Source organism: Pantoea graminicola (assembly GCF_048452665.1).
Lineage (GTDB): Bacteria > Pseudomonadota > Gammaproteobacteria > Enterobacterales > Enterobacteriaceae > Pantoea.
Window position 1 is genome coordinate 459,918 of sequence record NZ_JBLWSJ010000002.1, and the last position, 23,776, is coordinate 483,693.

Sequence of the window (23,776 nt, forward strand, 5' to 3'; positions counted from 1 at the left end):
AAAAGAAAACGTTTGCGTAGCGGTTTTCTTTTTCTGCATCCATAAAAAGGGCGATGAAAAAAAAGACCATCGCCCGGGTGATTTTCAGCCAGACAATCCGTTGAAAATCTTCATATTTTCAGACCAGAGACCGGCTTAACCGGTGAGTCTGGCGGCGCAAAGACGCTGCCTGTTACTGCTATCGGCAGCGTCAATGATCCCTTAGCGTGCGCTGTACGGCTTCACGACGCCGCCCAGCCCGGAGATACTTTTCAGCTCGCCCACCGCGCTCTGCATTTTGGCTTTGGAGGCATCCGGTCCCACATAAATGCGGGTGATGTGGCCCTGTACCGGCGTGGAAGGCACGGTAAAGGCGCGGTAGCCCGACAGCCGCAGCTGCGCGACGATCTCATTCACCTTGCTGGCGTTCTTCAGCGCACCCAGCTGTACAACGTAAGCCTGCCCTGCCGGGGCCGTGCTCTCTGCGGCTTTCGGCGGTTCTTCCTGCTTCGGCTGCTCCTGCTTCGGCTGCTCCACCACTTTTGGCTGTTCGACCGGCTTCGGTTTAGGCTGCTCTGCCGTTTTTGGCTTCTGCTGCTCGACCGTTTTCGGCTTCGTCTGCTCGGTCACTTTGGGCTTGCGCGTCTCTTCCGCTTTCGGCTTCGTCACCGTCTGTGCAGGCACAGACTGATGCACAGGCGGTGGCGACACCACAACCGGCTCGCTCTCTTCTTCAGGTTGCGTCCGCCCCTGCTCCGCCGTAGCGTTACTCCTGTTGCTGCTGCTGACCGCACTGCCCGCGCCTTCCGGCGGCTGAGCCGGTAACGACTGCGTGACCGGCGGCACCATCTCGCTATCCTGCTGATCGTCGGGTTTGGGCACCAGCGGAATGGCGGCGAACTCCTCTTTGTAATGCTTTTTCTGACCATCCAGCAGGCCGGGCAGCACAATCACGCCCACGGCCACCAGAATAATGGTACCGACTAAACGGTTCTGAAACTTACTCGCCACGTCCTTTCTCCGTTTTAATCGATTCCATGACCTGTGCTACGGTGTGGAATGAACCACAGACCAGCACAATATCCTGCGGCGCGGCACGCTGACGTGCCTGCTGCCAGGCAAGCTCAACCGAGCCAAACGCCTCGCCCTGCGGCAGCGCATCCAGCAGCTGCTCAGCCGTAGCGCCGCGCGGTCCTTCCAGCGGCGCGCAGTACCAGGCATCGACGACCGGTACCAGCGCCGCCAGCGTACCGGCGATATCTTTATCATGCAGCATGCCCACAACGGCATGCACTTTGCCCTGTTTCGGCAGCGCCGCCAGTCGCGACGCCAGATAGGTCGCTGCGTGCGGATTGTGAGCAACATCCAGAATCACGCGCGGTGACTCGCTGAGGGTCTGAAAGCGCCCCGGCAGCATCGCCAGCGGCAGGCTGGCGCGGATCTGCGCCTCGCTGACCGTCAGCCCGGAAACCCGCAGCGCCGCCAGCGCGGTCGCCGCATTCGGCAGCGGGACCTGCGGCAGTGGCAGATCGTTCAGTTCACCGATCGCGTCGCGCAGCGACCAGCTCCCGGCCTGCGCATGCCATGACCAGTCAATGTTGCGCTGGAGCAGCTGCGCGCCCTTTTCCTGCGCAACGCGGGCAATGCTCTGCGGCATATCGGCTTCGCCGACGACGGCCGGCTTGCCGGCTCGAAAGACACCGGCCTTTTCGCGCCCGATGCTTTCGCGATCCGGGCCAAGCCAGTCAGTGTGGTCCAGCGCGATGCTGGTGATGACGGCGACATCGGCATCCACAATATTAGTGGCATCCAGCCGTCCGCCCAGACCGACTTCGAGGATCACCACATCGAGCTGCGCCTGGCGGAACAGGTTCAGCGCCGAGAGCGTGCCAAATTCAAAGTAGGTCAGCGAGATTTCGCCACGTCCGGCGTCGATCTCCGCGAAGCTGGCGCAGTGCTGCGCCTCACTCAGCTCCTCACCCTGCACCCGGACGCGTTCGGTGTAGCGCACCAGATGTGGCGAACTGTAGACGCCCACGCGATAGCCTGCGGCAATCAGCAGCGCTTCCAGTGTGCGGCAGGTGGTGCCCTTGCCGTTGGTTCCGGCGACGGTAAAGACGAAAGGGGCGGGTTTCAGCAGGTCGAGACGTTGTGCCACCTGGCGAATACGGTCCAGACCCAGTTCGATAGCCTGAGTATGCAGGTGCTCAAGATAATAAAGCCACGCGGCCAAAGGCGACGTGGCTTGAGGAAGGTGAAGATTGTCCATATGTCCCGTTTTGCTTATTGATACCCGTCAGACTGATGCTGCGGTATACGGTGCATTGGTAAGAGGCACGACGGGCGTGCCTCTCTATCTCCTGTCAGGCCTCGTTGCTTTCCGATTCAGTCGTCGCAGGAACGGACTGTTCACCGTCATGCAGCGGTGCCGGCAGGTTCATCATTTTTGCCAGCAGGCTCGCCAGTTTGTAGCGCATTTCCGGGCGGCGAATGATCATATCGATCGCGCCCTTCTCAATCAGGAACTCACTGCGCTGGAAGCCCGGCGGCAGTTTTTCACGCACGGTCTGCTCGATAACGCGTGGACCGGCAAAGCCGATCAGCGCTTTCGGTTCCGCGACGTTGAGGTCGCCCAGCATAGCAAAACTGGCGGAGACGCCGCCCATGGTCGGGTCGGTCAGCACAGAAATGTAAGGCAGACCGCGCTCCTGCATTTTTGCCAGCGCCGCACTGGTTTTCGCCATCTGCATCAGCGACATCAGTGCTTCCTGCATACGTGCGCCACCACTGGCGGAGAAGCAGATCAGCGGGCAGTTATCTTCCAGCGCCTGCTCAACGGCACGGACAAAACGGGCGCCGACGACAGAGCCCATTGAGCCGCCCATAAAGGCAAATTCAAAGGCGGCTGTCACAACCGGCATGCCGTGCAGCTGACCTTTCATCACGATCAGCGCATCTTTCTCGTCAGTCGCTTTCTGCGCTGCAACCAGACGATCTTTATACTTTTTCGAGTCACGGAACTTCAGCAGATCTTTGGGTTCAAGTTCACTGCCAAGCTCAACCATAGTGCCCTGATCGAGGAAACTGCCGAGGCGCTCACGGGCATGCATACGCATGTGGTGGTCACACTTCGGGCAGACCTCAAGATTGCGCTCCAGTTCAGCGCGGTACAGCACCTGTCCACAGCTGTCACACTTCGTCCACACCCCTTCCGGGATGCTAGCTTTGCGCGCAGGCGTCGTGGTGCTTTTATTAAGAATGCGTTCAATCCAGCTCATTGATGACCTTTCTGTTTAAAACTGACCTGGTCCAGTCGTCTTGATACTGCTGAAAACCGCTTCAGCAGACGGTAAATGTCGCTCATTAAACCACAACCTGTTCAGACTGTGGATAAAAATCTGGTCTTACCCCTGAGCGAAACGTTATGGCAGCTTCTGCTGCTTAGCCTGACGGCGATGACGCCAGACTTCGATCACACCCGGCAGAACAGAGACCAGGATAATGCCCACAATCAGCAGCTTCAGGTTTTCCTGTACCACCGGCAGATCGCCAAACAGGTAGCCGGCATAGGAGAACAGCAGCACCCATAACAGCGCACCCGTCACGTTGAACAGCGCGAAGTGGCGATAAGACATATGGCCCATTCCGGCCACAAACGGCGCAAAAGTCCGGACAATCGGTACAAAACGCGCCAGGATAATGGTTTTTCCGCCGTGACGGGCGTAAAACGCATGGGTTTTATCCAGATAGCTGCGACGGAAAATCTTCGAGTTCGGGTTGCTGAACAACCGCTCACCGAAGAGACGGCCAATGGTGTAGTTCACCGCATCGCCCAGCACGGCCGCCACCACCAGCAATGTCACCATCAGGTGCACATTGAGATCGTTGCCCGGCAGCGCCGCCAGCGCGCCCGCGACAAACAGCAGCGAGTCACCTGGCAGGAACGGCGTGACCACCAGTCCGGTTTCGCAGAACAGAATCAGGAACAAAATAGCGTAAATCCAGACACCGTACTGCGCAACCAGTTCGGCAAGATGCACATCAATGTGCAAAATAAAATCAACCAGAAAATGGAGAAACTCCATAGCGCGCCCTTTAAAGTCCTGAAAGTGAATTAATCCGCGAGGAACAAGGGTCCCATCGGCGGCTGTGGTAACGCAAAGTGCGATGGATAATCCACCGCCACCAGGTATAACCCCTCTGCCCGGGCTGTGGCTGCAGCTAATGTCCGATCCTTCGCCGCCAGCAGCGTTGCCATCCATGACTCCGGCTGATTGCCGCAGCCTATCTCCATCAGGCTGCCCACGATATTGCGCACCATGTGATGCACAAAGGCGTTGGCTTTGATATCCACAATCACGTAAGCGCCCAGGCGCGTGACGTTGAGGTGAATCACGTTGCGCCACGGCGTGCGTGACTGACACTGCACCGCGCGGAACGAGGTGAAATCATTCTCGCCCAGCAGGCACTGCCCGGCGCGATGCATCTTCTCCGCATCCAGCGGATGATAAAAATGCGTCACGCCCTTCGCCAGCACCGCCGGACGCAGGCGCTGATTGTAGATCAGGTAGCGATAGCGTCGCGCCGTGGCGCTGAAACGGGCATGGAAATCGTCCGGCACCGCCTTTACCCAGCGGACTGCAATATCCGGCGGCAGATTGGCGTTGACGCCCAGCGTCCAGGCCCCATCCGGTCGCTGCGAGGTGGTGTCGAAATGCACCACCTGCCCGGTTCCATGCACGCCCGCATCGGTCCGGCCCGCGCAGAAAATGCTGACCGGATGGTCAGCCACTTTCGACAGGGCGCGCTCCACCTTCTCCTGCACGCTGCGGACTTCGTTCTGACGCTGCCAGCCATAGTAGTGGCTGCCGTCATACTCGATGCCGAGCGCCAGTTTGTGCGTCTGACCTTCTGACATGGTTACAGGTACTCCTGAACCAGTTTCTCGGCGGTTTTCACCGCCATCAGCGCGCCACCAAAGCGAATGTTATCCGCTACAGACCAGAACTGCAGCAGCTCCGGGATACCGTAGTCATTGCGCACGCTGCCAATGCTCAGCTCGCCATTGCCCGACGCATCCGTCACCGGTGTCGGCACCTCATCCTCTTCGCTCAGACGGATATCTGCCGCCAGCGCCAGTTCGGCACGCGCTTCTTCCGCCGAGAGCGGACGCAGGTTTTCGATGTGGACAATCTGCGCATTGCCGTAAAACACCGGCGCCTGCACGCTGCTGACCGCAATCGGTAAGCCTTCGTCCTGTAGCACCTTACGCACCTGATCGATCAGACGGCGCTCGCTCTCCACGCTGCCTTCGGCATCGGCCTGCTGTGGCATCAGGTTAAAAGCCAGCTGGCGACCGAAATGGTGCTCATCGGCCGGAATACCATTCAGCAGACGGGCACTTTCACCCGCCAGCGCATCCACGGCGACTTTGCCGTAGCTGGAGACAGAGAGCAGATTCGTCACCTGCAGACGCCCCAGGCCCGCCGCATCCACCAGCGGTTTAATGGCGGTCAGCAGCTGGCTCACCAGGTTATCGGCCACGCTGATAATGTTGCGATTGCGATAATCCGCCAGCACATGCGGGTTTACATCCGGCACCACCAGCGGCACGTCGGGTTCCAGCGCAAACAGCTCACTGCTGTCGATCACCAGACAGCCCGCGTTGGCCGCGTCGTCGGCGTAGCGCGCGGAGGCGTCACGTCCCGCGACGAAAAAGGCCAGCTGCGCCTGTGACCAGTCGAACGACTCTGCATTTTCAACCCGCAGCGATCGGCCCTCGAAGCGTTTCGTTTCGCCCGCGCTGTTCTCGCTGGCCAGTAAATATAATTCACCAACCGGGAACTGGCGTTCCGCCAGCAGTTCCAGTACAGCGTTCCCTACTGCGCCTGTCGCGCCAAGTAGCGCAATATTCCAGCCGTCAGACATGTTGGTTTACTCCAGACAATGACATAAAAACAGAAGGCGGTGATATTCACCGCCCGGGGATTCAGATTTATCCCCCCCTTTAACCCGCCGTCCGATGGGGCGTCAGCACTGCGCACCGCGACCGTTCCGTCTTATTCCATACGGAAACAGCTGGCAGGCCCGCAGCCGGTATTATGTTGGGGAGAAGAGTGCATTAAAGCCCAGCTGATTCAGCATCGCCGCCGTGGCGGCATCATCACAGTTTACCTGCAGCGATGACCACTCGCGGCGCTCCTGATACTGCTTACGCAGGCGATCGAACTCACCGGGTTTTGCCGCCACTTTACGCAAGGGGGCATCATCGCGGCGCACATCATACACCAGATGCGCCAGGCGTTTCAGCGTTGGCTGATCCAGCGGGCCATTCAGGGTGATCTCGCTGAACTCCGGCACCGGCAGTAAAGTGCTGAGCGGCACCTGCTGCGGCTGACCGATAAAGTCGCACCAGGCTTCGAACACCTGGGTCGTGCCGCGCGCCTTGCCTTCCAGCGTGTAGCCCGCGATATGGGGCGTGGCGATATCGACCTTGTCCAGCAGCGCCAGCGAGAGATCCGGCTCCGGCTCCCAGACATCAAGCACCACGCTCAGATCGTGCCGCATGTTCAGCACCTCCAGCAGGGCGGCGTTGTCCACCACCGCGCCGCGACAGGCGTTAATCAGAATAGTATTGGGTTTCAGCCCCATCAGCAGCGCCGCATCGGCCAGATGCCAGCTCCTGTAGGGGCCCTCTTTAAACAGCGGCGTGTGGAACGTCAGGATATCGGCCTGCGCTGCCACGGCGTCCAGCGACAGAAACTCGCCTTCATCACCGCGATCGGCGCGCGGAGGATCGCACAGCAGGGTGCGGATGCCCCAGGCTTCCAGCCGCTTCTGCAGCCGCCCGCCAACATTGCCAACCCCCACAATCCCGACGGTACGATCGCGCAGCTGGAACCCATCACGTTCCGCCAGCAGCAGCAGCGCGGAGAAGACATACTCCACAACCGCGATGGCGTTGCAGCCGGGCGCTGCGGAGAACGCGACGCCTGCCCGCTGCAGTCCCGCCTCGTCGATATGATCGGTGCCTGCCGTGGCGGTGCCGACAAACTTCACCGGCGTGCCCGCCAGCAGCGCCTCATTAACCTGGGTGACGGAGCGCACCATCAGCCCCTGAGCGTCGGCCAGTTCTGCCACCGGCAGCGGACGCCCCGGCACCGCAACCACCTCGCCGGTCCGGCTGAACAGCTCACGGGCATAGGGCATATTTTCATCGACCAGAATTTTCACCACGGCTTTCCTGTCAGTTACATATGAGGGGGATTATTCTGGCACAAAGCGGCGCGTTAGCCTAACCGCGCGCGGTAGCGATCTGACGGTGTGCCTGCCTGCTCATGACGCAGAACGTAGCCTGACTGCGGCGTATCCATCGGCGGCTGCCTGGTGACTTGCAGGATCATTCTGTCCCCCTGACACATTATTTTGTCCGATATTCACTATCGGAATAAATCCGCAGAAGCGTACACTGCGCCTCTTTAAGGTTTCCGGAGCGTCAGCATGTTTTTTCTTTACCCGCTTGTTGCGGTCGTGATCTGGTCGATTAACTCGATTGTCAGCAAGCTTTCGGCCAGCGCGATCGATCCCTCGGCGATCTCATTCTATCGCTGGCTGCTGGCGCTGCTGGTGCTGACGCCGTTTGTGCTGCCTGGCGTCTGGCGCACGCGTCAGACGATTAAGCCGCATCTGTGGCGGCTGGCACTGCTCGGTCTGCTGGGAATGGCACTTTATCAGAGCCTGGCCTATTACGCCGCGCACAGCGTCAGCGCACTCTTTATGGGGATTATTGGTGCGCTGATCCCGCTGCTTACGGTGCTGCTGAGCGTGGTGATCCTGCGGATTGCCCCGACGCTCGGGATCCTGCTCGGCAGTGTGATCTCCTTTACCGGCCTGGTGTGGCTGGTGAGCGAGGGCAACGTCACCCGGTTGCTGAGCCAGGGGCTGGGCAAGGGAGAACTGATGATGCTGGCCGCCTCGACTGCCTATGCGCTCTATGGCGTGCTGACCCGCCGCTGGGCGCTGCCGCTGCCGATCTGGCACAGCCTCTACGTACAGATTTTCTTTGGTGTGCTGCTGTTACTGCCAGGCTTCCTGCTGGCACCGACGATCGCACTGAACCTGCACAACCTGCCGCTGGTGCTGTTTGCCGGCCTGTTCGCCTCGATCATCGCGCCCTTTTTGTGGATCCACGGCGTGCAGCGCCTGGGGGCCAGCACCACCAGTATCTTTATGAATCTGATCCCGCTGTTTACCGCCCTGATCGCCGTGCTGTTTCTGCATGAACATCTGCACAGCTACCACTGGATTGGTGGCGGTCTGACCCTCGCTGGTGTGATCCTGGCGCAGCGGCTGCGTACTCCCCTCACCCGGCGAAAAGCGACTAACCTGCATCCGTTGTAAACCGTACCGTCACCCGCAGTCCGCCGAGCTGCGAACTGCGATCCAGCTGCAGGGTCGCGCCATGCCAGGCGCAGATATCCTGCACCAGCGCCAGGCCGATACCGGCGCCCGGCTGCATCCCGGCATTGTCCAGCCGCTGAAAAGGCTGTAACGCTTTCAGCTGCTCCGCCCCCTCGATGCCCGGCCCGCTGTCCTCAATTTCCAGCCCGCCCGCCCTTACCCGGGCGGTGACAATGCCGTGACAGGGGGTATATTTGATCGCGTTGTCCAGCAGATTGGCGCAGAGTTCGCCAATCAGCACGCCATCGCCCGCGATCAGGCTGCTCTCTTCTCCTTCATAGCCCAGATCGATCTGCCGGGTGCGGGCCGCCGTATAGCGGCTGAAGCAGGCGTCGCGCACGATGGCCGCCAGATCCACCCGCGTCATCGGTTTATCCTCGCCGTGACGCGCTTTGATGCGGGCTAACTGCAACAGCCGATCGGTCAGGACAATAGTCTCATCCAGCGTATGGCGCATACCGAGCAGACTCTCCTGCCAGGCTTCGGGACGTTCACTGCTGAGCGCAACGCTGACCTGCGTTTTCAGGATGGTGAGCGGCGTCCGCAGCTGGTGCGCCGCGTCAGCACTGAAACGATCCTGGCGCGCCAGCAGCCCCCGCAACCGGGCAAGATAGCGGTTAAAGGCGATGATCAGCGGTTGCAGTTCCGACCAGGGCAGCGAGGGAAGTGGCGTCAATTCACCGCCGTCGCGCTGTAACACGGTGCGGGACAGCCGCCGCAGCGGGCGCAACACCCGGCGCAGCATCAGGCCCGCCAGCAGCAGTGTCATCAGTACCAGTCCGCTCTGGCTGATCAGCGCGGTTCGCATCAGCCCGCGGGCAAACTCCTGCCGGGAGTGAATGGTTTCGGCCACCAGCACCAGCGCCATGCCATCCACACCTGACTCGCTCACCGGCTGCCAGAGTGCTGCAACCCGGATGCGTTGCTGGTGATAGCGGCCGTCATAGAAGTGCACCAGCGCCGGATAGGCAGTGGACATTTTGCTGGTGATGGGGATCGGCGGCAGGTCGTTGTAACCGGATAACGTTTTGCCCTCCGGGGAGATCACCTGGTAGAAGAGCTGATCGTTCATGTTGCGCTCAAAACTGTCGAGCACGACCCAGGGGACATCCACCTCCAGATGCTGCCGCCGCACCACCAGCCGCTCCGCCACCGTCCGGGCGGACGCCAGCAGCGAGCGATCGTAAGCCTGATTCGCGGCCGCCAGCCCGCTCTGATAGTGGGTGTAAACCGACAGCGCCCAGAGCAACAGCAGCGGCAGGCCAAACCAGGCCAGCAGCTCACCCCGCAGCGAATGCGTCAGCCGCATGGCAGCGTTTCCAGGCTGTAGCCCAGCCCGCGCAGCGTCACAATCGCCACATCGCTGCCTGCCAGTTTTTTTCTGACGCGGTGCACGTAAAGCTCGATACTCTCCGGGCTGGCTTCATCCGCCAGGCTGAAGGTCTGCTCATAGAGAAACTGCCGGGAGACCGGCCGGCCATGACGCTGCATCAGCGTCGTCAGGACGCTCGATTCGCGCGGCGTCAGCGCCAGCGGCCTGTCGGCCAGCAGGAAATAGCCTTCGCTGTCCAGCCTCAGCTGGCCCAGCGACTGATTCTGCGGGGTCTGACTCTGACTGCGCCGCAGCAGCGCCCGTAGCCGCGCTTCCAGCTCATCCAGCTCAAAGGGTTTGGTCAGGTAGTCATCCGCGCCCAGGTTCAGGCCGCGCACCCGATCGTCCAGCGCGCTGCGCGCGGTCAGCAACAGCACCGGCACGCTCTGACCCCGCCGCCGCAGACGGGTCAGCACCTCCAGGCCATCGATCCGAGGCAGAGAGACATCCAGCACCACCAGCGCATAGGCTTCACACTGCAACGCGTGATCGGCCGCCACGCCATCCGCTACCCAGTCAACCGCAAACCCTTTTTGCGTCAGCGCCTTCTGCAGCCAGCGCGCCAGGTCAGCCGTATCTTCCACCAGTAAGAGACGCATATCACATCCTGTTATTAAATCCGCTCCCTGAAAGGTAAATGAAAGGTAGCTGTCTTAACAATTCGATAACGCTGATGTTTCAGCAGCAATCACACTCTGGATGAATGAATGGAGCCTGCAATGAAAAAATTAATGCCTGCCGCCCTCGCCACCACCCTGCTGACGCTGATGGCGACCCATGCCGTCGCCGCAGAGGGGCCGGGCCGCACCGAATGTATCGCGCCCGCGAAACCCGGCGGCGGTTTTGATCTGACCTGCAAACTGTTGCAGGTCTCACTGCAGGAAACCGGCCAGATTAAGACGCCGATGCGCGTCACCTACATGCCCGGCGGCGTCGGTGCGGTCGCCTATAACGCCATTATCGCCCAGCGTCCGGCCGAAGCGGGCACCGTTGTCGCCTTCTCCGGCGGCTCGCTGCTTAACCTCTCTCAGGGCAAATTTGGCCGCTATACCGTTGACGACGTGAAGTGGCTGGCGGCCGTCGGCACCGATTACGGCATGGTGGCGGTGCGTGATGACGCGCCGTGGAAAACCCTGGGTGAGCTGATGGCGGCTATGAAAGAAGATCCCACCAAAGTGGTGGTGGGTGCCGGAGCGTCCATCGGCAGCCAGGACTGGATGAAGACCGCGCTGCTGGCACGCGAAGCCGGTATCGATCCCCGCAAGATGCGCTATGTCGCCTTTGAGGGCGGCGGTGAGCCGGTGACGGCGCTGCTCGGCAACCACATTCAGGTGGTCTCCGGTGACATGAGTGAAATGGTGCCGCACCTGCAGGGCGGCAAAATGCGGGTGCTGGCCGTGATGTCCGATCAGCGTCTGCCGGGCCAGCTGGCGGAGGTGCCGACCGCCAAAGAGCAGGGTTTTAACATCGTCTGGCCGGTGATCCGCGGCTACTACCTGGGTCCCAAAGTCAGCGATGCCGATTATCAGTGGTGGGAAGAGGCGTTCAAAAAGATGACAGAGACGCCGGAGTTCAAAAAGCAGCGCGACCTGCGCGGCCTGTTCGAGTTTAACCTGACCGGTCAGGCGCTCGACAGCTACGTGAAGAAGCAGGTGGCAGATTACCGTGAGCAGGCAAAATCCTTTGGCCTGGCCAAATAACAAATAACGGGAGCAGATGATGAGCGATCGTATTTTTGCTGCCCTGTGGCTGGCACTGTGCCTCGGCGGCATGGTGGTGGCCTGGCAGATTCAGAGTGAATACAGTTACGAACCGGTGGGGCCGCGTCCGTTCCCGATGGCGATCCTGGGCCTGATGGCTATCTGCGCCGTGCTGATGCTTTTTCGTAAACCGGACACTATTCAGTGGCCTGCCAGCGGCACCCTGAAACGGCTGGCGGCGCTGGCGGTGATGATGATGCTCTATGGCTGGCTGTTCGAGACGCTGGGCTTTGCCATCTGCACGACGCTGCTGACCTTTGGCATTGGCCTGCTGTTTGGCGCGCGCTGGTGGGCCGCCGCGCTGGCCGGGCTGGTGATGGGCACCTCACTGTTTTACGCATTTGACCGTCTGCTGGAAGTCACGCTTCCGGTCGGCAGCTGGCTGAGTTAAGGAGAGCATCATGGATACCTGGTCCTTTTTAATGCAGGGCTTTGCCGTCGCCATGACGCCAGAGAATCTGCTGATTGCCCTGATCGGCTGCTTTATCGGCACCATCGTCGGCCTGCTGCCTGGTCTCGGCCCGATTAACGGGGTGGCGATTCTGATGCCGCTGGCGTTTGCGCTGCACCTGCCGGCCGAATCGGCGCTGATCCTGCTGGCAACGGTTTACATCGGCTGTGAATATGGAGGGCGAATCTCCTCGATTCTGCTCAACGTGCCGGGCGATGCCGGAGCCATCATGACCGCGCTGGATGGTTACCCGATGGCGCAACAGGGCAAAGCGGGCGTTGCCCTCTCCATCTCGGCGGTCAGCTCCTTTATCGGCTCCACCATCGCTATCCTGGGGATCATTCTGTTTGCTCCGCTGCTGGCCAGCTGGTCGCTGGCGTTCGGCCCGGCAGAATATTTTGCCCTGATGGTGTTCGCCATCGCCTGCCTGGGCAGCATGATGAGCCACAATCCGCTGAAGTCGTTCCTTGCCGCCTTAATCGGCCTGGGCATGGCGACGGTCGGGGTGGATGCGAATACCGGCGTCTACCGCTTTACCTTCGAAAGCGTCCACCTTTCCGACGGCATTCAGTTTGTGGTCGTCGTAATTGGCCTGTTCTCGGTGAGTGAAATTCTGCTGATGCTGGAATCCACCAGCAGTGGTCAGAAGGCGGTGCGGGCCAGCGGCCGCATGATGTTCAACATGAAAGAGGCGGCGATGGCAACCGGTGCAACGCTGCGCTCCTCCTTCCTGGGCTTTTTTGTCGGCGTTCTGCCGGGTGCCGGTGCGACCATCGCCAGCGCCATCGCCTATATGACGGAGAAAAAAATCAGCGGCAGTGACCAGTTCGGTAAAGGTGATATTCGCGGCGTGGCCGCCCCGGAAGCGGCAAACAACGCCTCCGCCTGTGGCTCCTTTATCCCGATGCTGACGCTGGGGATCCCTGGCTCCGGCACGACGGCGGTGATGGTCGGCGCCCTGACGCTCTATAACATCACGCCGGGGCCGGCGATGTTTGTCGAGCAGCCGGATATCGTCTGGGGTCTGATCGCGGCACTGCTGATTGGCAACGTTATGCTGCTGGTGATGAACATTCCGATGATCAACGTCTTCGCCCGCATGCTGAGCATCCCGCTCTGGTTCCTGGTGCCAGCCATCGCCGCGATTTCCGCCGTGGGCGTTTATGCCGTGCACAGCACCACCTTCGATCTGCTGCTGATGGTCGGCCTGGGGATATTCGGTTATATCCTGCGCAAAATGGACTTCCCGATGTCGCCTCTGATCCTGGGCTTTGTGCTGGGTGAAATGCTGGAGCAGAACCTGCGCCGCGCCCTGTCGATCAGTAACGGCAATCTGGTGATCCTGTGGGAAAGCCTGATTTGCAAAGTGCTGCTGGTGCTGGCGATTGCAGTCCTGCTTGTCCCGCCACTCTGGAAACGCTGGCGTCGTCATCGCCTGAAGCTGGCGGAAGAGTAAATCTCGCATCAAACAGATGTCCCCCGTGGGATTTCACGGGGGCTTTTGCTATCATGGCCTATTCTTATTCCGGCGCACCCCACGCTGTTCTGTTTTTCCAAGGAATCCGCCATGCAACCTCTCAGCGGCCCCGGTGTGCCGGTCGGCGATCGTTCATCTGTCAATCCGCAAACCGGCGCGTCACGTCACGGTTCGGTGGCTGGTGAGCAGCCGCTCTCCCCTGCTCAGCGCACCACCTTAGAACGTCTGATCGTGCGTATCTCCTCACTGAGCAATCTCAAAGCGCCTGAACTCTGGGCGGGTGTGCGGCATGAGGTCGGCGTGAAGAGCGAAGCTGAGTTGCAGTCGCGCCACTTTCCCCTAGCGGAACAGTACCTTAACAGCCGTCTGACCCAGGCCCAGAACGGGCATGCCACGCGTCAGCTGATGACCCAGCTCACCGAACTGCTGCCAAAAGGCAACAACCGTCAGGCGGTCAGCGATTTTATCCGTCAGCAGTTTGGTCAGACCGTGCTGAGCGCACTGAGTCAGGATCAGCTGCGCCAGGTGCTGACCATGCTGCAGAACGGGCAGATGACGATCCCGCAGCCGCAGCAGATCCGCGTCAGCGATCGCACCCTGCTGCCTGCTGAGCACCATACGCTGAACCAGCAGGTCATTCGTCTGGCGGCTGCTACCGGTGAATCAACCGGCAAGCTGTGGTCGGCGGCCCTGAAGCTGGTGAATCTGACCAGCGGCGACCCGATCCCGTCGCGCCACTTTCCGCTGCTGACCCAGTATCTGCAGGTGCGCCAGACGCTGAGCCAGCAGAGCGCACCGACGCTGCAACTGCTGGAAGCGTCCCTGAAACAGCCGCTGGATAAGCAGGAGCAGAGTCAGCTGGAGGAGTACAGCCAGCAGCGTTTCCAGGCGACGCCGCAGACCGTGCTCACCGTGACCCAGACGCAGGATCTGCTTAACTTCCTGTTCAGCCGTCGCGCTGAGCGGGCAGAAAAGCTGCATGAGCAGCCGCTGGCGCCCGGCGAAATCAGGCCGCAGCCGATCTGGTCGCCGTTTGTCGCCTCCCTGCCCGCGGGCCTGCAACCTCTGGCTCAGCGTCCCCTGCTGGGCCTGTTTGTCGCGCTGTTAGTCATCTTCCTGCTCTGGCTGGTGTTCTGAGTCAGCAGCCGCAGGATGCCGCAGGCCCGGAAACGGGCCATTCGCCCGCCGCCTCCCCCCACGTCAGCGGATGACCCTCCCGTTTCCAGGAATCCAGCCCGCCAGTCAGCTCCTTGACCTGAAATCCCAGCGAAGCCAGCTTCAGGGCCGCTTTGGTCGAGCCGTTGCAGCCGATGCCGTCACAATAGGTGACATAGACTTTGCTGCGGTCGAGCCGGGCCGTGGTCTCCGCGTTCATGCTGCGATGCGGGAAGTTAATCGCGCCGCTGATGTGCCCGGCGCGATAGGCGTCCGGGGCGCGCGCATCGATCACCACGATCCCGGTGCACTGCTGCCCTAAGTCTTCCGCCAGATCCCAGGCATCGGTGTAGTAAGTGAGTTTTGCCTGTAAATACGCCAGGCTTTCCTGCGGCGTTGCGGCCGCTGTGCGTAAAACTGATGACATCGCGCTTCTCCTGTTGTGGTGAACGACCAGTTTAGGGCAAATTGGACTGCTTTCTGATACCCATTCCCCATCAGGTATAAGACCCATATGAGCTCTCCGCTGTTACAGCTTTTTCAGCATCAGACGAGCGGCGGCGTGCGGGAACGTCTCTGCGCCACACTGCGGCTGGCAATCCACCGTCACCATCTGCACGCCGGGCAGCAGTTGCCTTCCAGCCGACAGCTGGCGCAGGACCTGCGACTCTCCCGCGTCACGGTGGAGGCGGCTTACGGGCAGCTGGAGAGTGAAGGCTATCTGCGACGCGAGACAGGCCGTGGCACCTTTGTTGCCATTACCGTTCCCGTCAGCCCGCCGTCGTCGCCGGTCCGCCCTCAGCCTGCCCGGTTCTCGGCGCGAGGCCGGCAGGTGCTGGCGACCGGCGGCTGTCAGGATCCCCCTTTTCCCCATGCGTTTGCCGCCGGTTCGCCGGAGTTGCGCGCGTTTCCTCACGATCTCTGGCGGCGGTTAACCAGCAGCGTGCAGCGCAGCCTGGGCAGTGCTGCCATGGGGTATGGCGACCCGTGCGGCTATCTGCCGCTGCGCAGCGCCCTCGCCGATTATCTGTCGCTTGCCAGGGGCGTCGTGTGCCAGCCGGAGCAGGTCATCATTCTAACCAGTTCGCAGCAGGCACTACAGCTGCTGGCTATGATGCTGGTCGATCCGGGTGATGAGGTGTGGATGGAGGAGCCCGGTTATCCCGGCGCCCGCAATGCGTTTCTGGCCGCAGGCGCGCAGGTGCGCGGCATTGAGGTGGACGCTGAAGGTGCCCTGCCCGCCAGCGGCAGCGCAAAGCTGATGTACCTGACCCCCTCGCATCACTATCCCACGGGCGTCACGCTGAGCCTGCCACGACGTCTGGCGTGGCTGGCGTGGGCGCAGCGCCACCAGAGCTGGCTGATCGAGGACGATTATGACAGCGAATTTCATTACGACGAACGTCCCATTCCGGCGCTACAGGGCCTGGATCGCTGTCAGCGGGTGATCACGCTGGGCACCTTTTCTAAGTCGCTGTTTCCTTCATTGCGGCTGGCCTGGATGGTGGTTCCGCCCGCGCTGATTACCCCTCTCGGCCAGGCGCGCAGCGTGCTGGACGGCCACAGTGCCCTGCTGTCACAGGCGATCACCGCCGCTTTTCTGCAACAGGGACACTTCGCCAGCCATCTGCGGCTGATGCGGCAGCTCTATCACAGTCGTCGGGATCTTCTGCTGGCGCAGATTACGCAGCGGCTGTCATCCTGGCTCACCCCGATGGCCAGCGGCGGCGGCCTGCAGGTCACGGTGAAACTTCAGCAGCAGGCACCAAAGGAGGAGGTGCGGCTCACGGCGCTGGCGGCACAACGGGGTCTGCTGCTGCCGCGTCTGAGCCCGCTCTATGCCGGGCCCATGCCCCAGCAGGGCTGGATCCTGGGCTTTGCGGCGCTGACGCCGGACGAGATCGTGGCAGGATGCGAAAAATTGTCAGAGCTGCTGCAGGCGGGTTAAGGCGGAGCGTGAAACAGGTGCGGGGAGGGAGCGTTCAGACGGATGCGCCCTACGCCAGGTGAAACGTCAATGTGACAGCGAAGCGCGCGGCGGCGGGCAAATAAAAAGGGCCGGCAGGCCGGCCCTTCTCTGTCCTGACGTAACGATTACGCCTGATATTTACGCATGGTCAGCGTAGCGTTGGTGCCACCGAAGCCGAAGCTGTTGGACATCACCGTGGTCAGCTCTTTTTCCATCGGCTGGGTGACGATATTCATGCCTTCCGCCGCCGCATCGAGTGAACTGATGTTGATGCTTGGCGCGATAAAGCCATGTTCCAGCATCAGCAGTGAGTAGATCGCCTCCTGCACGCCCGCCGCACCCAGTGAGTGACCGGTCATAGCTTTGGTTGCAGAGATGTATGGCGTGTTGTCGCCGAACACTTCACGGATGGCACCCAGCTCTTTCACGTCACCCACCGGCGTGGAGGTGCCGTGACTGTTCAGATAGTCGATTGGGGTATCCACACCGTTCATCGCCATCTTCATACAGCGCACTGCGCCTTCGCCTGACGGCGCAACCATGTCTGCACCGTCGGAGGTTGCACCGTAACCGACGATTTCGGCATAGATGTGCGCACCACGGGCCAGCGCATGCTCCAGCTCTTCAACCACAACCATGCCACCGCCACCGGCGATAACAAAGCCGTCGCGCTCGTTATCATAGGTGCGTGACGCTTTTTCTGGCGTGTCGTTGTAGCGGGTAGAGAGTGCGCCCATCGCATCGAACTCACAGGCCATTTCCCAGCACAGCTCTTCGCCGCCACCGGCAAAAACGATATCCTGTTTGCCCAGCTGAATCTGCTCAACCGCGTTACCGATGCAGTGCGCAGAGGTGGCACAGGCGGAGCTGATCGAGTAGTTTACGCCATGAATTTTAAATGGCGTGGCGAGGCAGGCAGAGACACCGGAAGCCATCGCCTTAGTCACGACATAGGGACCCACGGCTTTCAGACCACGCGGGCTGCGCATGGCGTCGGCACCAAAGACCTGAAAACGTGGCGAACCGCCGCCTGAACCTGCAATCAGACCCACGCGCGGGTTGCTCTGATACATTTCAGCGCTGAGACCGGAATCTTTAATCGCTTCTTCCATGGAGAGATAAGCATAGATGGACGCATCACTCATAAAACGCACAACTTTGCGATCGATGAGGCCGGTGGTATCTAATTTAACGTTACCCCAGACGTGACTACGCATGCCGGAATCTTTCATCTCTTCAGAAAAGGTGATGCCAGAGCGTCCTTCACGCAGAGATGACAGCACTTCCTGCTGGTTATTACCAATACTGGAAACGATCCCTAAGCCAGTAATCACAGCACGTTTCATTCAATCTTCCTCATCCACTTCTTCTTAATTGGCATGCACTCTAGCGTACACTTGTACGCCGAACAAGTCCGATCAGCTATTTCCTTTTGTAAATTTGCGTCATGTCACGCGGGTCGTTAGAATCGCGCCACTGCCTGAAAAATGAGCCTTTGCCGTGAAATTAACCCCGGTTGAACATGCACAGCTAAACTGGAATGAACAGGGTACACCTGTTTCCCGAGCGTTTGATGACGTCTATTTCTCCAATGACAACGGTCTGGAGGAGACGCGCTATGTCTTCCTCGGCGGGAACGGTTTTCCCCAACGTTTTGCTGCGCATCCACGCGACCTGCTGATCGTGGCGGAAAGCGGATTCGGCACCGGCCTCAATTTTCTGACACTGTGGCAGGCGTTTGACACCTTCCAGCGTGAACAGCCGGATGCCACCCTCCGACGGCTGCATTTTATCAGCTTTGAAAAATTCCCCCTGACCCGCGCCGATCTGGCGGCGGCCCATCAGCACTGGCCTGAACTGGCACACTGGGCCGGGGCGCTGCAGGCGCAGTGGCCTGCCGCCCTGCCCGGCTGTCAGCGGCTGCTGTTTGATGGCGGCCGCGTCACGCTGGATCTCTGGCTGGGGGATATAAACGCGCTGAGGGATCAGCTGGATGAAAGTCTGCATCGCCAGGTGGATGCCTGGTTCCTGGATGGGTTTGCCCCCTCGAAGAACCCCGATATGTGGACGCCAGAGCTGTTCGGCATGATGGCAAGGCTGACGCGGCCGCAGGCGACCTTTGCTACCTTCACCGCCGCCGGTTTTGTGCGGCGCGGGCTGCAGCAGGCGGGCTTTGAGGTTATCCGTCGCAAAGGATTTGGCCCCAAGCGGGAGATGCTGTGCGGCACACTGCAGGATGCGCCTTTACTGCGCTGCCCGCAGCCGTGGTATCACCGTCGCGCCGCTGAACAGCGCGAGGTGGCCCTGATTGGCGGTGGCGTTGCCAGTGCCACCCTGGCGCTGGCGCTGCTGCGTCGTGGCTGGCGGGTGACGCTCTATTGTGCCGATGAAGCGCCTGCACTGGGTGCCTCCGGCAACCGTCAGGGGGCGCTCTATCCGCTTCTTAACCAGCACGATCCAGCCCTGGCGACCTTCTTTCCGGCGGCCTTTGGCTTCGCCCGGCGGTGCTATGTCCAGCTGAACGTCAGCTATGAACACGCCTGGAGCGGCGTGCTACAGCTGGGCTGGGATGAGAAGAGCCGTAAAAAGATCGATCAGATGCTGTCGATGGGGCTGCCTGAGACGATCGCCCATCGTGTCGATGTCGCTGAGGCAGAAAGGCTGGCGAATGTTAAACATGGTCATGAGGGTATTTTCTATCCGCAGGGCGGCTGGCTCTCACCGGCTGAACTGACCACAGCGATGCTGGCCTGGGGCGAAACCCAGGGTCTGCGCATTCACTGGCTGCACCGTGTCGAGGCGCTTTCACGCGAAGATGAACAGTGGACGCTGACCTTCCGCGATCGTCCGGCGGTTCGCCACACCAGCGTCGTGCTGACGAACGGTCACACGATTGCTGACTTTATCCAAAGCGCCCCGCTGCCGACCTATGCGGTGGCCGGTCAGGTCAGCCACGTTCCTTCCACGCCGGGCCTCGATGCGCTGCAGACGGTGCTCTGCTACGACGGCTATCTGACGCCTGTCAGCCCGCAGTTTGGAACGCACTGCATTGGTGCCAGCTACCGTCGGGGCGAGACGGCCACCGATTATCGCGAAGCGGATCAGCAGGAGAACCGCAGTCGCCTGGTGCGTTGTCTGCCGGACGGCGAGTGGGCCAGAACCGTCGATGTCAGTGACGGCGAAGCGAGAATGGGCGTGCGCTGCGCATCGCGCGATCACCTGCCGATGGTGGGCAGCGTACCCGATTATGCGGCGACGCTGGCGCAGTATGCCGACCTGCAGGCTACACTGGCCAGCGGCGGTGAGGTCGCTGAGGCACCCGATCTGCCGGGCTTGTTTATCGCTGGCGCGCTGGGTTCACGCGGCCTGTGCAGTGCACCGCTGGTGGCCGAAGTGCTGGCAGCCCAGCTGGCGGGCGAACCGCAGCCGCTGGATGCTGCGACATTGGCGGCGCTCAATCCGAATCGTTACTGGGTCAGAAAATTACTGAAGGGAAAAGCAGTCTGACAGACGCATCGGGCGGCACGCCGCCCGACACGATTTACGCGGAAATCTGACGAGCCTGAACGAACAGGTTATCCCACATGCCGACGACCAGGGCCTGGTCGCGCGGCGAGAGTTCACCGGCGGCAATGGCATTTTGCAGGCTGCGTGACACCTGGATCTGCAGCGCCTCCGGGGTGTGTTCATCCAGCTGCTCGACTTCCGCGACCGCCAGAGTCAGGTGCCCGCGCAGATAACCGCTGGCGAACAGCTCATCGTCGCTGGCATGATCAACCATGTCGTCAATCAGGGCCAGAATACGCGCTTCAAATTCTGCGATCATCTCAATTCCTCTTTTAATCATGCCTTGCTGCATCACAGATCGTCCGGCCAGGGAAACTGTGACGCGGTTAATGGCGGTCTGCCATAAAATTCCGCCAGGGCGGTAATAAAACGCGCGGGACGAGCGGGAATGCCCGACGTCAGATAACTCATCACCTGAGCATGTACCTTACGCTGAAACGCAATGCGATCCGGCTCACAATCTCCATCGAGATTGTCACAACTCACGTTGAAGGGAAAGCCTGCCGCGGTACAAAACATCCACTCCAGCGCCTGCGGCTTCACTTCGACCGCTTCAAACTGGCTCTGCGTCTGTGCATCGCGGCCATCCGGGCAATACCAGTAGCCAAAATCGACCAGCCTGCGACGGGCTTCCCCGGCGATGCACCAGTGAGAGATTTCATGCAGGGCGCTGGCGTAAAAGCCGTGGGCGAAGACCACCCGGTTCCACGGCGACGTTTCGTCAGCGGGAAGATAGATGGGTTCATCGTCGCCTTTAATTAGACGGGTCTGAAATTCATCGCTGAAGCAGCGATCGAACAGCGTAATCAGCTGTTCGTAATGATGGGTCGGGTTCATGACGGTATCACGCGAAAAGTTACGATTGCAGCGTGGCAAGCCAGGCCATAACGGCGCTGCCGTGGCTGTCCCACAATAATTTCATGCTCATGACGGCGGAGACAATCACCACCATCGGGCGGATCAGTTTCTGTCCGCGGCTCAGTACCAGCCGGGCGCCCATGCGTGCGCCACAGAACGCACCGAGCATCATAATCAGACCGGTTCCCCAGACAACTTTGCCGCCAAACATAAAGAACAGCAGGCTGCCCACGTTGGAGGTGAAGTTAAGCACCTTGGCATGGGCAGTCGCTTTGGCGAGGTTGTAGCCGCAGAGCGTGACAAACGCCAGCGCATAGAAGGAGCCTGCTCCGGGTCCGAAAAATCCGTCGTAAAATCCAATCGCCCCGCCGCCGACCAGCGCATAGGCAAGGCCGTGCAGGCGGCGCGTCTGATCCACTTCCCCCAGGCGGGGCATCAGCAGGAACCACAGGCCGATAGCGATTAAAAACAGCGGCAGCATCTGGCGCAGGAAATCAGCCTGCAGGCGCTGGATCAGGATTGCCCCCAGCACCGAGCCCAGCAGCGTCATGGCGATGTTCAGCCACTGCTCATTGAGTTTGACGGCACCGCGCCGGACAAAATAGAGGCTGGCGGAGAACGATCCGCCAACCGACTGCAGTTTATTGGTCGCCAGCGCCTGAGCCGGAGAGAGACCCGCAGCCAGCAGCGAAGGCACGGTCAGTAACCCGCCGCCACCCGCGATGGAATCGATAAAACCGGCGAGCATAGCGATTAAAAACAGCAGCCCGACCAGCAGCGGGCTGACCACAAACCAATCCATGGAATCCCTTACAGTAGATGTTTATCCAGCAGGGCCTGACAGGCAGGCGGAAGCGGTGGCGGCTCGCGTTTCACGGGCGCACCGGAACCCGGCTGCTTCGGCAGGAACCAGCTCTGCAACTCGGCACCACAGCCGTCACCCACAGGCGGTTCTGGCTGCTCTTCACAGCCGGGACTGCCCGCCGGGCAGCGCAGCCGCACATGCATATGGGCGCGATGCGCGAACCACGGACGCACTTTTCGCAGCCATGCCCGGTCGCTTCCGGCATCGGCACACAGCTGCTTTTTGATCGCCGGATTGACGAAAATGCGTGTGACTTCATCATCTTTCGCAGCCAGTTTGATCAGGCTATCGATTTCCGGCTGCCAGTGGCGGGCAATCACATTGCGATCGCCCGGCCCCACCAGATCCAGCGGCTGCGGCTTCAGCAGCTGCTGCGCGCTCCAGCGGGTTTTCGGCAGCTGCAGCCAGATATCGACGTCGAGCCCGGTCTGGTGGCTGGCGTGACCGCTGCTGAAGCGGCCACCTGCTGCCATCCCCATATCGCCGATCAGCACATTGCCCAGCTGCAGGTTGTGCACCTGGTTACTGAGTCGCTGAATAAACTGAATCAGATCGGGATGACCGAAATAGCGACGCTGATCCTGACGCATCACCTGATAGTGAGGCGAATTGAGCGGCAACGCCTCGGCGCCGACAATGCAGCCGTTGGCGAAGCCACCGATGGACTGCGGTGCGCCGCTGATAGGCTGCTGAATACGCTGCCACGGCGTGGCTGCCAGGCTGGAGGCGCTGACCAGCAGCGCGCTCAGGATAAGCAGGAGTCTCTTCATCCCATCACCAGCGCGGCACGGTGCTGTTGACGTCACCGTTCTGCGCCCGCTGGCGCAGCAGATGATCCATCAGGACGATCGCCATCATCGCCTCGGCGATCGGCACAGCGCGGATCCCGACGCAGGGATCGTGGCGGCCTTTGGTGATCATCTCCACCTCTTCGCCGTCACGGGTAATGGTTTTGCCCGGTACGGTGATGCTGGAGGTCGGTTTCATCGCCAGGTTGGCGCTGATGGTCTGGCCGCTGCTGATGCCGCCCAGAATGCCGCCCGCATGGTTACTCTGGAAACCCTCGCGGCGGATTTCGTCGCGATGCTGGCTGCCGCGCTGGTTCACGACGGCAAAACCGTCACCGATTTCGACCCCTTTCACCGCATTGATGCTCATCAGCGCATGCGCCAGATCGGCATCCAGACGGTCAAACACCGGCTCGCCCAGGCCCGGCGGCACGTTGTCCGCCATCACCGTGACTTTTGCGCCAATGGAGTCGCCCTCTTTTTTCAGGCCACGCATCAACTCATCCAGCGCCTCCAGCTTGTCGGCATCCGGGCAGAAGAACGGGTTCTGTTCAACAATGCTCCAGTCCTTCAGCTCGCAGGCGACGTCACCGATCTGCGCCAGATAGCCGCGCACCACCACGCCATGCTTCATCTGCAGATACTTTTTGGCAATCGCCCCCGCCGCCACGCGCATCGCGGTTTCGCGCGCTGACGAGCGGCCACCGCCACGATAGTCGCGCTGACCATATTTCTGTTCGTAGGTGTAATCAGCATGGCCCGGACGGAAGAGATCTTTAATGGCACCGTAATCCTGCGACCGCTGATCGGTGTTCTCAATCAGCAGGCCGATGGAGGTGCCGGTGGTGACCCCTTCAAAAACACCCGACAAAATTTTCACCTGATCCGGCTCGCGGCGCTGTGTGGTGTAGCGCGAGGTGCCAGGACGACGACGATCGAGATCGTGCTGGATATCGGCTTCCGTCAGCGGAATGCCCGGCGGCACGCCGTCAACGATACAGCCCAGCGCCAGACCGTGGGATTCGCCAAAGGTGGTTACTCGAAAAAATTGCCCGATGCTGTTTCCGGCCATGCT

23 protein-coding genes are annotated in these 23,776 nt (G+C 60.7%); 7 read left to right on the forward strand and 16 right to left on the reverse strand.

Features of this window, described 5'->3' with window-relative positions:
• Positions 1–201: 201 nt before the first annotated feature.
• The 7 genes from dedD to pdxB form a co-directional block, all read right to left on the reverse strand.
• Complete coding sequence (dedD, locus tag ACNY69_RS06090; protein WP_418797590.1) at positions 202–990, reverse strand: cell division protein DedD; 789 nt, start codon at positions 988–990, stop codon at positions 202–204.
• The gene (folC, locus tag ACNY69_RS06095) at positions 980–2,248 is read right to left on the reverse strand and encodes a bifunctional tetrahydrofolate synthase/dihydrofolate synthase (RefSeq protein ID WP_418797592.1); all 1,269 of its coding nucleotides are present in this window, start codon (positions 2,246–2,248) and stop codon (positions 980–982) included. The genes dedD and folC overlap by 11 nt, the downstream gene beginning before the upstream one ends.
• 94 nt (positions 2,249–2,342) lie before the next feature.
• The gene (gene accD / locus ACNY69_RS06100) at positions 2,343–3,257 is read right to left on the reverse strand and encodes an acetyl-CoA carboxylase, carboxyltransferase subunit beta (protein ID WP_111140452.1); all 915 of its coding nucleotides are present in this window, start codon (positions 3,255–3,257) and stop codon (positions 2,343–2,345) included.
• A gap of 144 nt (positions 3,258–3,401) precedes the next feature.
• Entirely contained in the window at positions 3,402–4,064 is a 663-nt protein-coding gene (locus ACNY69_RS06105) for a DedA family protein (protein ID WP_111140451.1), read from the reverse strand.
• A gap of 29 nt (positions 4,065–4,093) precedes the next feature.
• Positions 4,094–4,897, reverse strand: coding sequence for a tRNA pseudouridine(38-40) synthase TruA (gene truA / locus ACNY69_RS06110; RefSeq protein ID WP_111140450.1), 804 nt, complete (start codon positions 4,895–4,897; stop codon positions 4,094–4,096).
• A 2-nt stretch (positions 4,898–4,899) separates the two neighbouring features.
• Positions 4,900–5,907, reverse strand: a complete 1,008-nt coding sequence (locus tag ACNY69_RS06115; RefSeq protein WP_111140449.1) for an aspartate-semialdehyde dehydrogenase — start codon at positions 5,905–5,907, stop codon at positions 4,900–4,902.
• A 171-nt stretch (positions 5,908–6,078) separates the two neighbouring features.
• Positions 6,079–7,212, reverse strand: coding sequence for a 4-phosphoerythronate dehydrogenase PdxB (gene pdxB / locus ACNY69_RS06120; protein WP_293772028.1), 1,134 nt, complete (start codon positions 7,210–7,212; stop codon positions 6,079–6,081).
• 267 nt (positions 7,213–7,479) lie between these two features.
• Between pdxB and ACNY69_RS06125 the strand changes: the two genes are divergently transcribed.
• Complete coding sequence (locus ACNY69_RS06125; protein ID WP_111140447.1) at positions 7,480–8,379, forward strand: DMT family transporter; 900 nt, start codon at positions 7,480–7,482, stop codon at positions 8,377–8,379.
• On the opposite strand, the gene ACNY69_RS06130 is transcribed toward ACNY69_RS06125, so the two are convergent.
• Together ACNY69_RS06130 and tctD are read right to left on the reverse strand one after the other, a co-directional pair.
• On the reverse strand, positions 8,360–9,748 hold the full coding sequence (locus tag ACNY69_RS06130) for a sensor histidine kinase (protein WP_418797596.1): 1,389 nt from the start codon (positions 9,746–9,748) through the stop codon (positions 8,360–8,362). The genes ACNY69_RS06125 and ACNY69_RS06130 overlap by 20 nt on opposite strands.
• The gene (tctD, locus tag ACNY69_RS06135) at positions 9,739–10,410 is read right to left on the reverse strand and encodes a transcriptional regulator TctD (RefSeq protein WP_111140445.1); all 672 of its coding nucleotides are present in this window, start codon (positions 10,408–10,410) and stop codon (positions 9,739–9,741) included. The genes ACNY69_RS06130 and tctD overlap by 10 nt, the downstream gene beginning before the upstream one ends.
• Positions 10,411–10,530: 120 nt before the next feature.
• On the opposite strand from tctD, the gene ACNY69_RS06140 reads away from it, so the two are divergent.
• The 4 genes from ACNY69_RS06140 to flk all read left to right on the forward strand — a co-directional run bounded on the left by ACNY69_RS06140 (position 10,531) and on the right by flk (position 14,636).
• Positions 10,531–11,511, forward strand: coding sequence for a Bug family tripartite tricarboxylate transporter substrate binding protein (locus tag ACNY69_RS06140; RefSeq protein WP_293772035.1), 981 nt, complete (start codon positions 10,531–10,533; stop codon positions 11,509–11,511).
• A gap of 19 nt (positions 11,512–11,530) precedes the next feature.
• Positions 11,531–11,962 carry a tripartite tricarboxylate transporter TctB family protein gene (locus tag ACNY69_RS06145; protein ID WP_111140443.1) on the forward strand — a complete coding sequence of 144 codons (432 nt, stop codon included), beginning with the start codon at positions 11,531–11,533 and terminating at the stop codon, positions 11,960–11,962.
• 10 nt (positions 11,963–11,972) lie between these two features.
• Positions 11,973–13,478 carry a tripartite tricarboxylate transporter permease gene (locus ACNY69_RS06150; RefSeq protein WP_111140442.1) on the forward strand — a complete coding sequence of 502 codons (1,506 nt, stop codon included), beginning with the start codon at positions 11,973–11,975 and terminating at the stop codon, positions 13,476–13,478.
• A 111-nt stretch (positions 13,479–13,589) separates the two neighbouring features.
• Positions 13,590–14,636 carry a flagella biosynthesis regulator Flk gene (gene flk / locus ACNY69_RS06155; RefSeq protein WP_111140441.1) on the forward strand — a complete coding sequence of 349 codons (1,047 nt, stop codon included), beginning with the start codon at positions 13,590–13,592 and terminating at the stop codon, positions 14,634–14,636.
• Between the two features lies 1 nt (position 14,637).
• Here the strand turns inward: flk and ACNY69_RS06160 are convergent, their stop codons facing one another.
• Positions 14,638–15,081 carry a rhodanese-like domain-containing protein gene (locus tag ACNY69_RS06160; RefSeq protein ID WP_418797599.1) on the reverse strand — a complete coding sequence of 148 codons (444 nt, stop codon included), beginning with the start codon at positions 15,079–15,081 and terminating at the stop codon, positions 14,638–14,640.
• Positions 15,082–15,168: 87 nt separating this feature from the next.
• Between ACNY69_RS06160 and pdxR the strand changes: the two genes are divergently transcribed.
• Complete coding sequence (gene pdxR, locus ACNY69_RS06165; protein WP_418797601.1) at positions 15,169–16,602, forward strand: MocR-like pyridoxine biosynthesis transcription factor PdxR; 1,434 nt, start codon at positions 15,169–15,171, stop codon at positions 16,600–16,602.
• Positions 16,603–16,748: 146 nt separating this feature from the next.
• On the opposite strand, the gene fabB is transcribed toward pdxR, so the two are convergent.
• Entirely contained in the window at positions 16,749–17,969 is a 1,221-nt protein-coding gene (gene fabB, locus ACNY69_RS06170; RefSeq protein ID WP_111140438.1) for a beta-ketoacyl-ACP synthase I, read from the reverse strand.
• Between the two features lie 154 nt (positions 17,970–18,123).
• On the opposite strand from fabB, the gene mnmC reads away from it, so the two are divergent.
• The gene (gene mnmC / locus ACNY69_RS06175) at positions 18,124–20,130 is read left to right on the forward strand and encodes a bifunctional tRNA (5-methylaminomethyl-2-thiouridine)(34)-methyltransferase MnmC2/FAD-dependent 5-carboxymethylaminomethyl-2-thiouridine(34) oxidoreductase MnmC1 (protein ID WP_418797604.1); all 2,007 of its coding nucleotides are present in this window, start codon (positions 18,124–18,126) and stop codon (positions 20,128–20,130) included.
• Positions 20,131–20,164: 34 nt separating this feature from the next.
• On the opposite strand, the gene ACNY69_RS06180 is transcribed toward mnmC, so the two are convergent.
• The 5 genes from ACNY69_RS06180 to aroC are packed head-to-tail and all read right to left on the reverse strand — an operon-like array spanning position 20,165 to position 23,773.
• The gene (locus tag ACNY69_RS06180) at positions 20,165–20,449 is read right to left on the reverse strand and encodes a YfcL family protein (protein ID WP_111141407.1); all 285 of its coding nucleotides are present in this window, start codon (positions 20,447–20,449) and stop codon (positions 20,165–20,167) included.
• A 32-nt stretch (positions 20,450–20,481) separates the two neighbouring features.
• Entirely contained in the window at positions 20,482–21,027 is a 546-nt protein-coding gene (locus tag ACNY69_RS06185; protein WP_111141408.1) for an elongation factor P hydroxylase, read from the reverse strand.
• Positions 21,028–21,046: 19 nt separating this feature from the next.
• On the reverse strand, positions 21,047–21,850 hold the full coding sequence (locus ACNY69_RS06190; RefSeq protein WP_111141409.1) for a sulfite exporter TauE/SafE family protein: 804 nt from the start codon (positions 21,848–21,850) through the stop codon (positions 21,047–21,049).
• Between the two features lie 8 nt (positions 21,851–21,858).
• On the reverse strand, positions 21,859–22,683 hold the full coding sequence (gene mepA, locus ACNY69_RS06195) for a penicillin-insensitive murein endopeptidase (protein WP_111141410.1): 825 nt from the start codon (positions 22,681–22,683) through the stop codon (positions 21,859–21,861).
• Between the two features lie 4 nt (positions 22,684–22,687).
• A complete protein-coding gene (aroC, locus tag ACNY69_RS06200) occupies positions 22,688–23,773 on the reverse strand; it encodes a chorismate synthase (protein WP_111141411.1) in 1,086 nt (361 codons plus the stop codon).
• Positions 23,774–23,776: the final 3 nt, after the last annotated feature.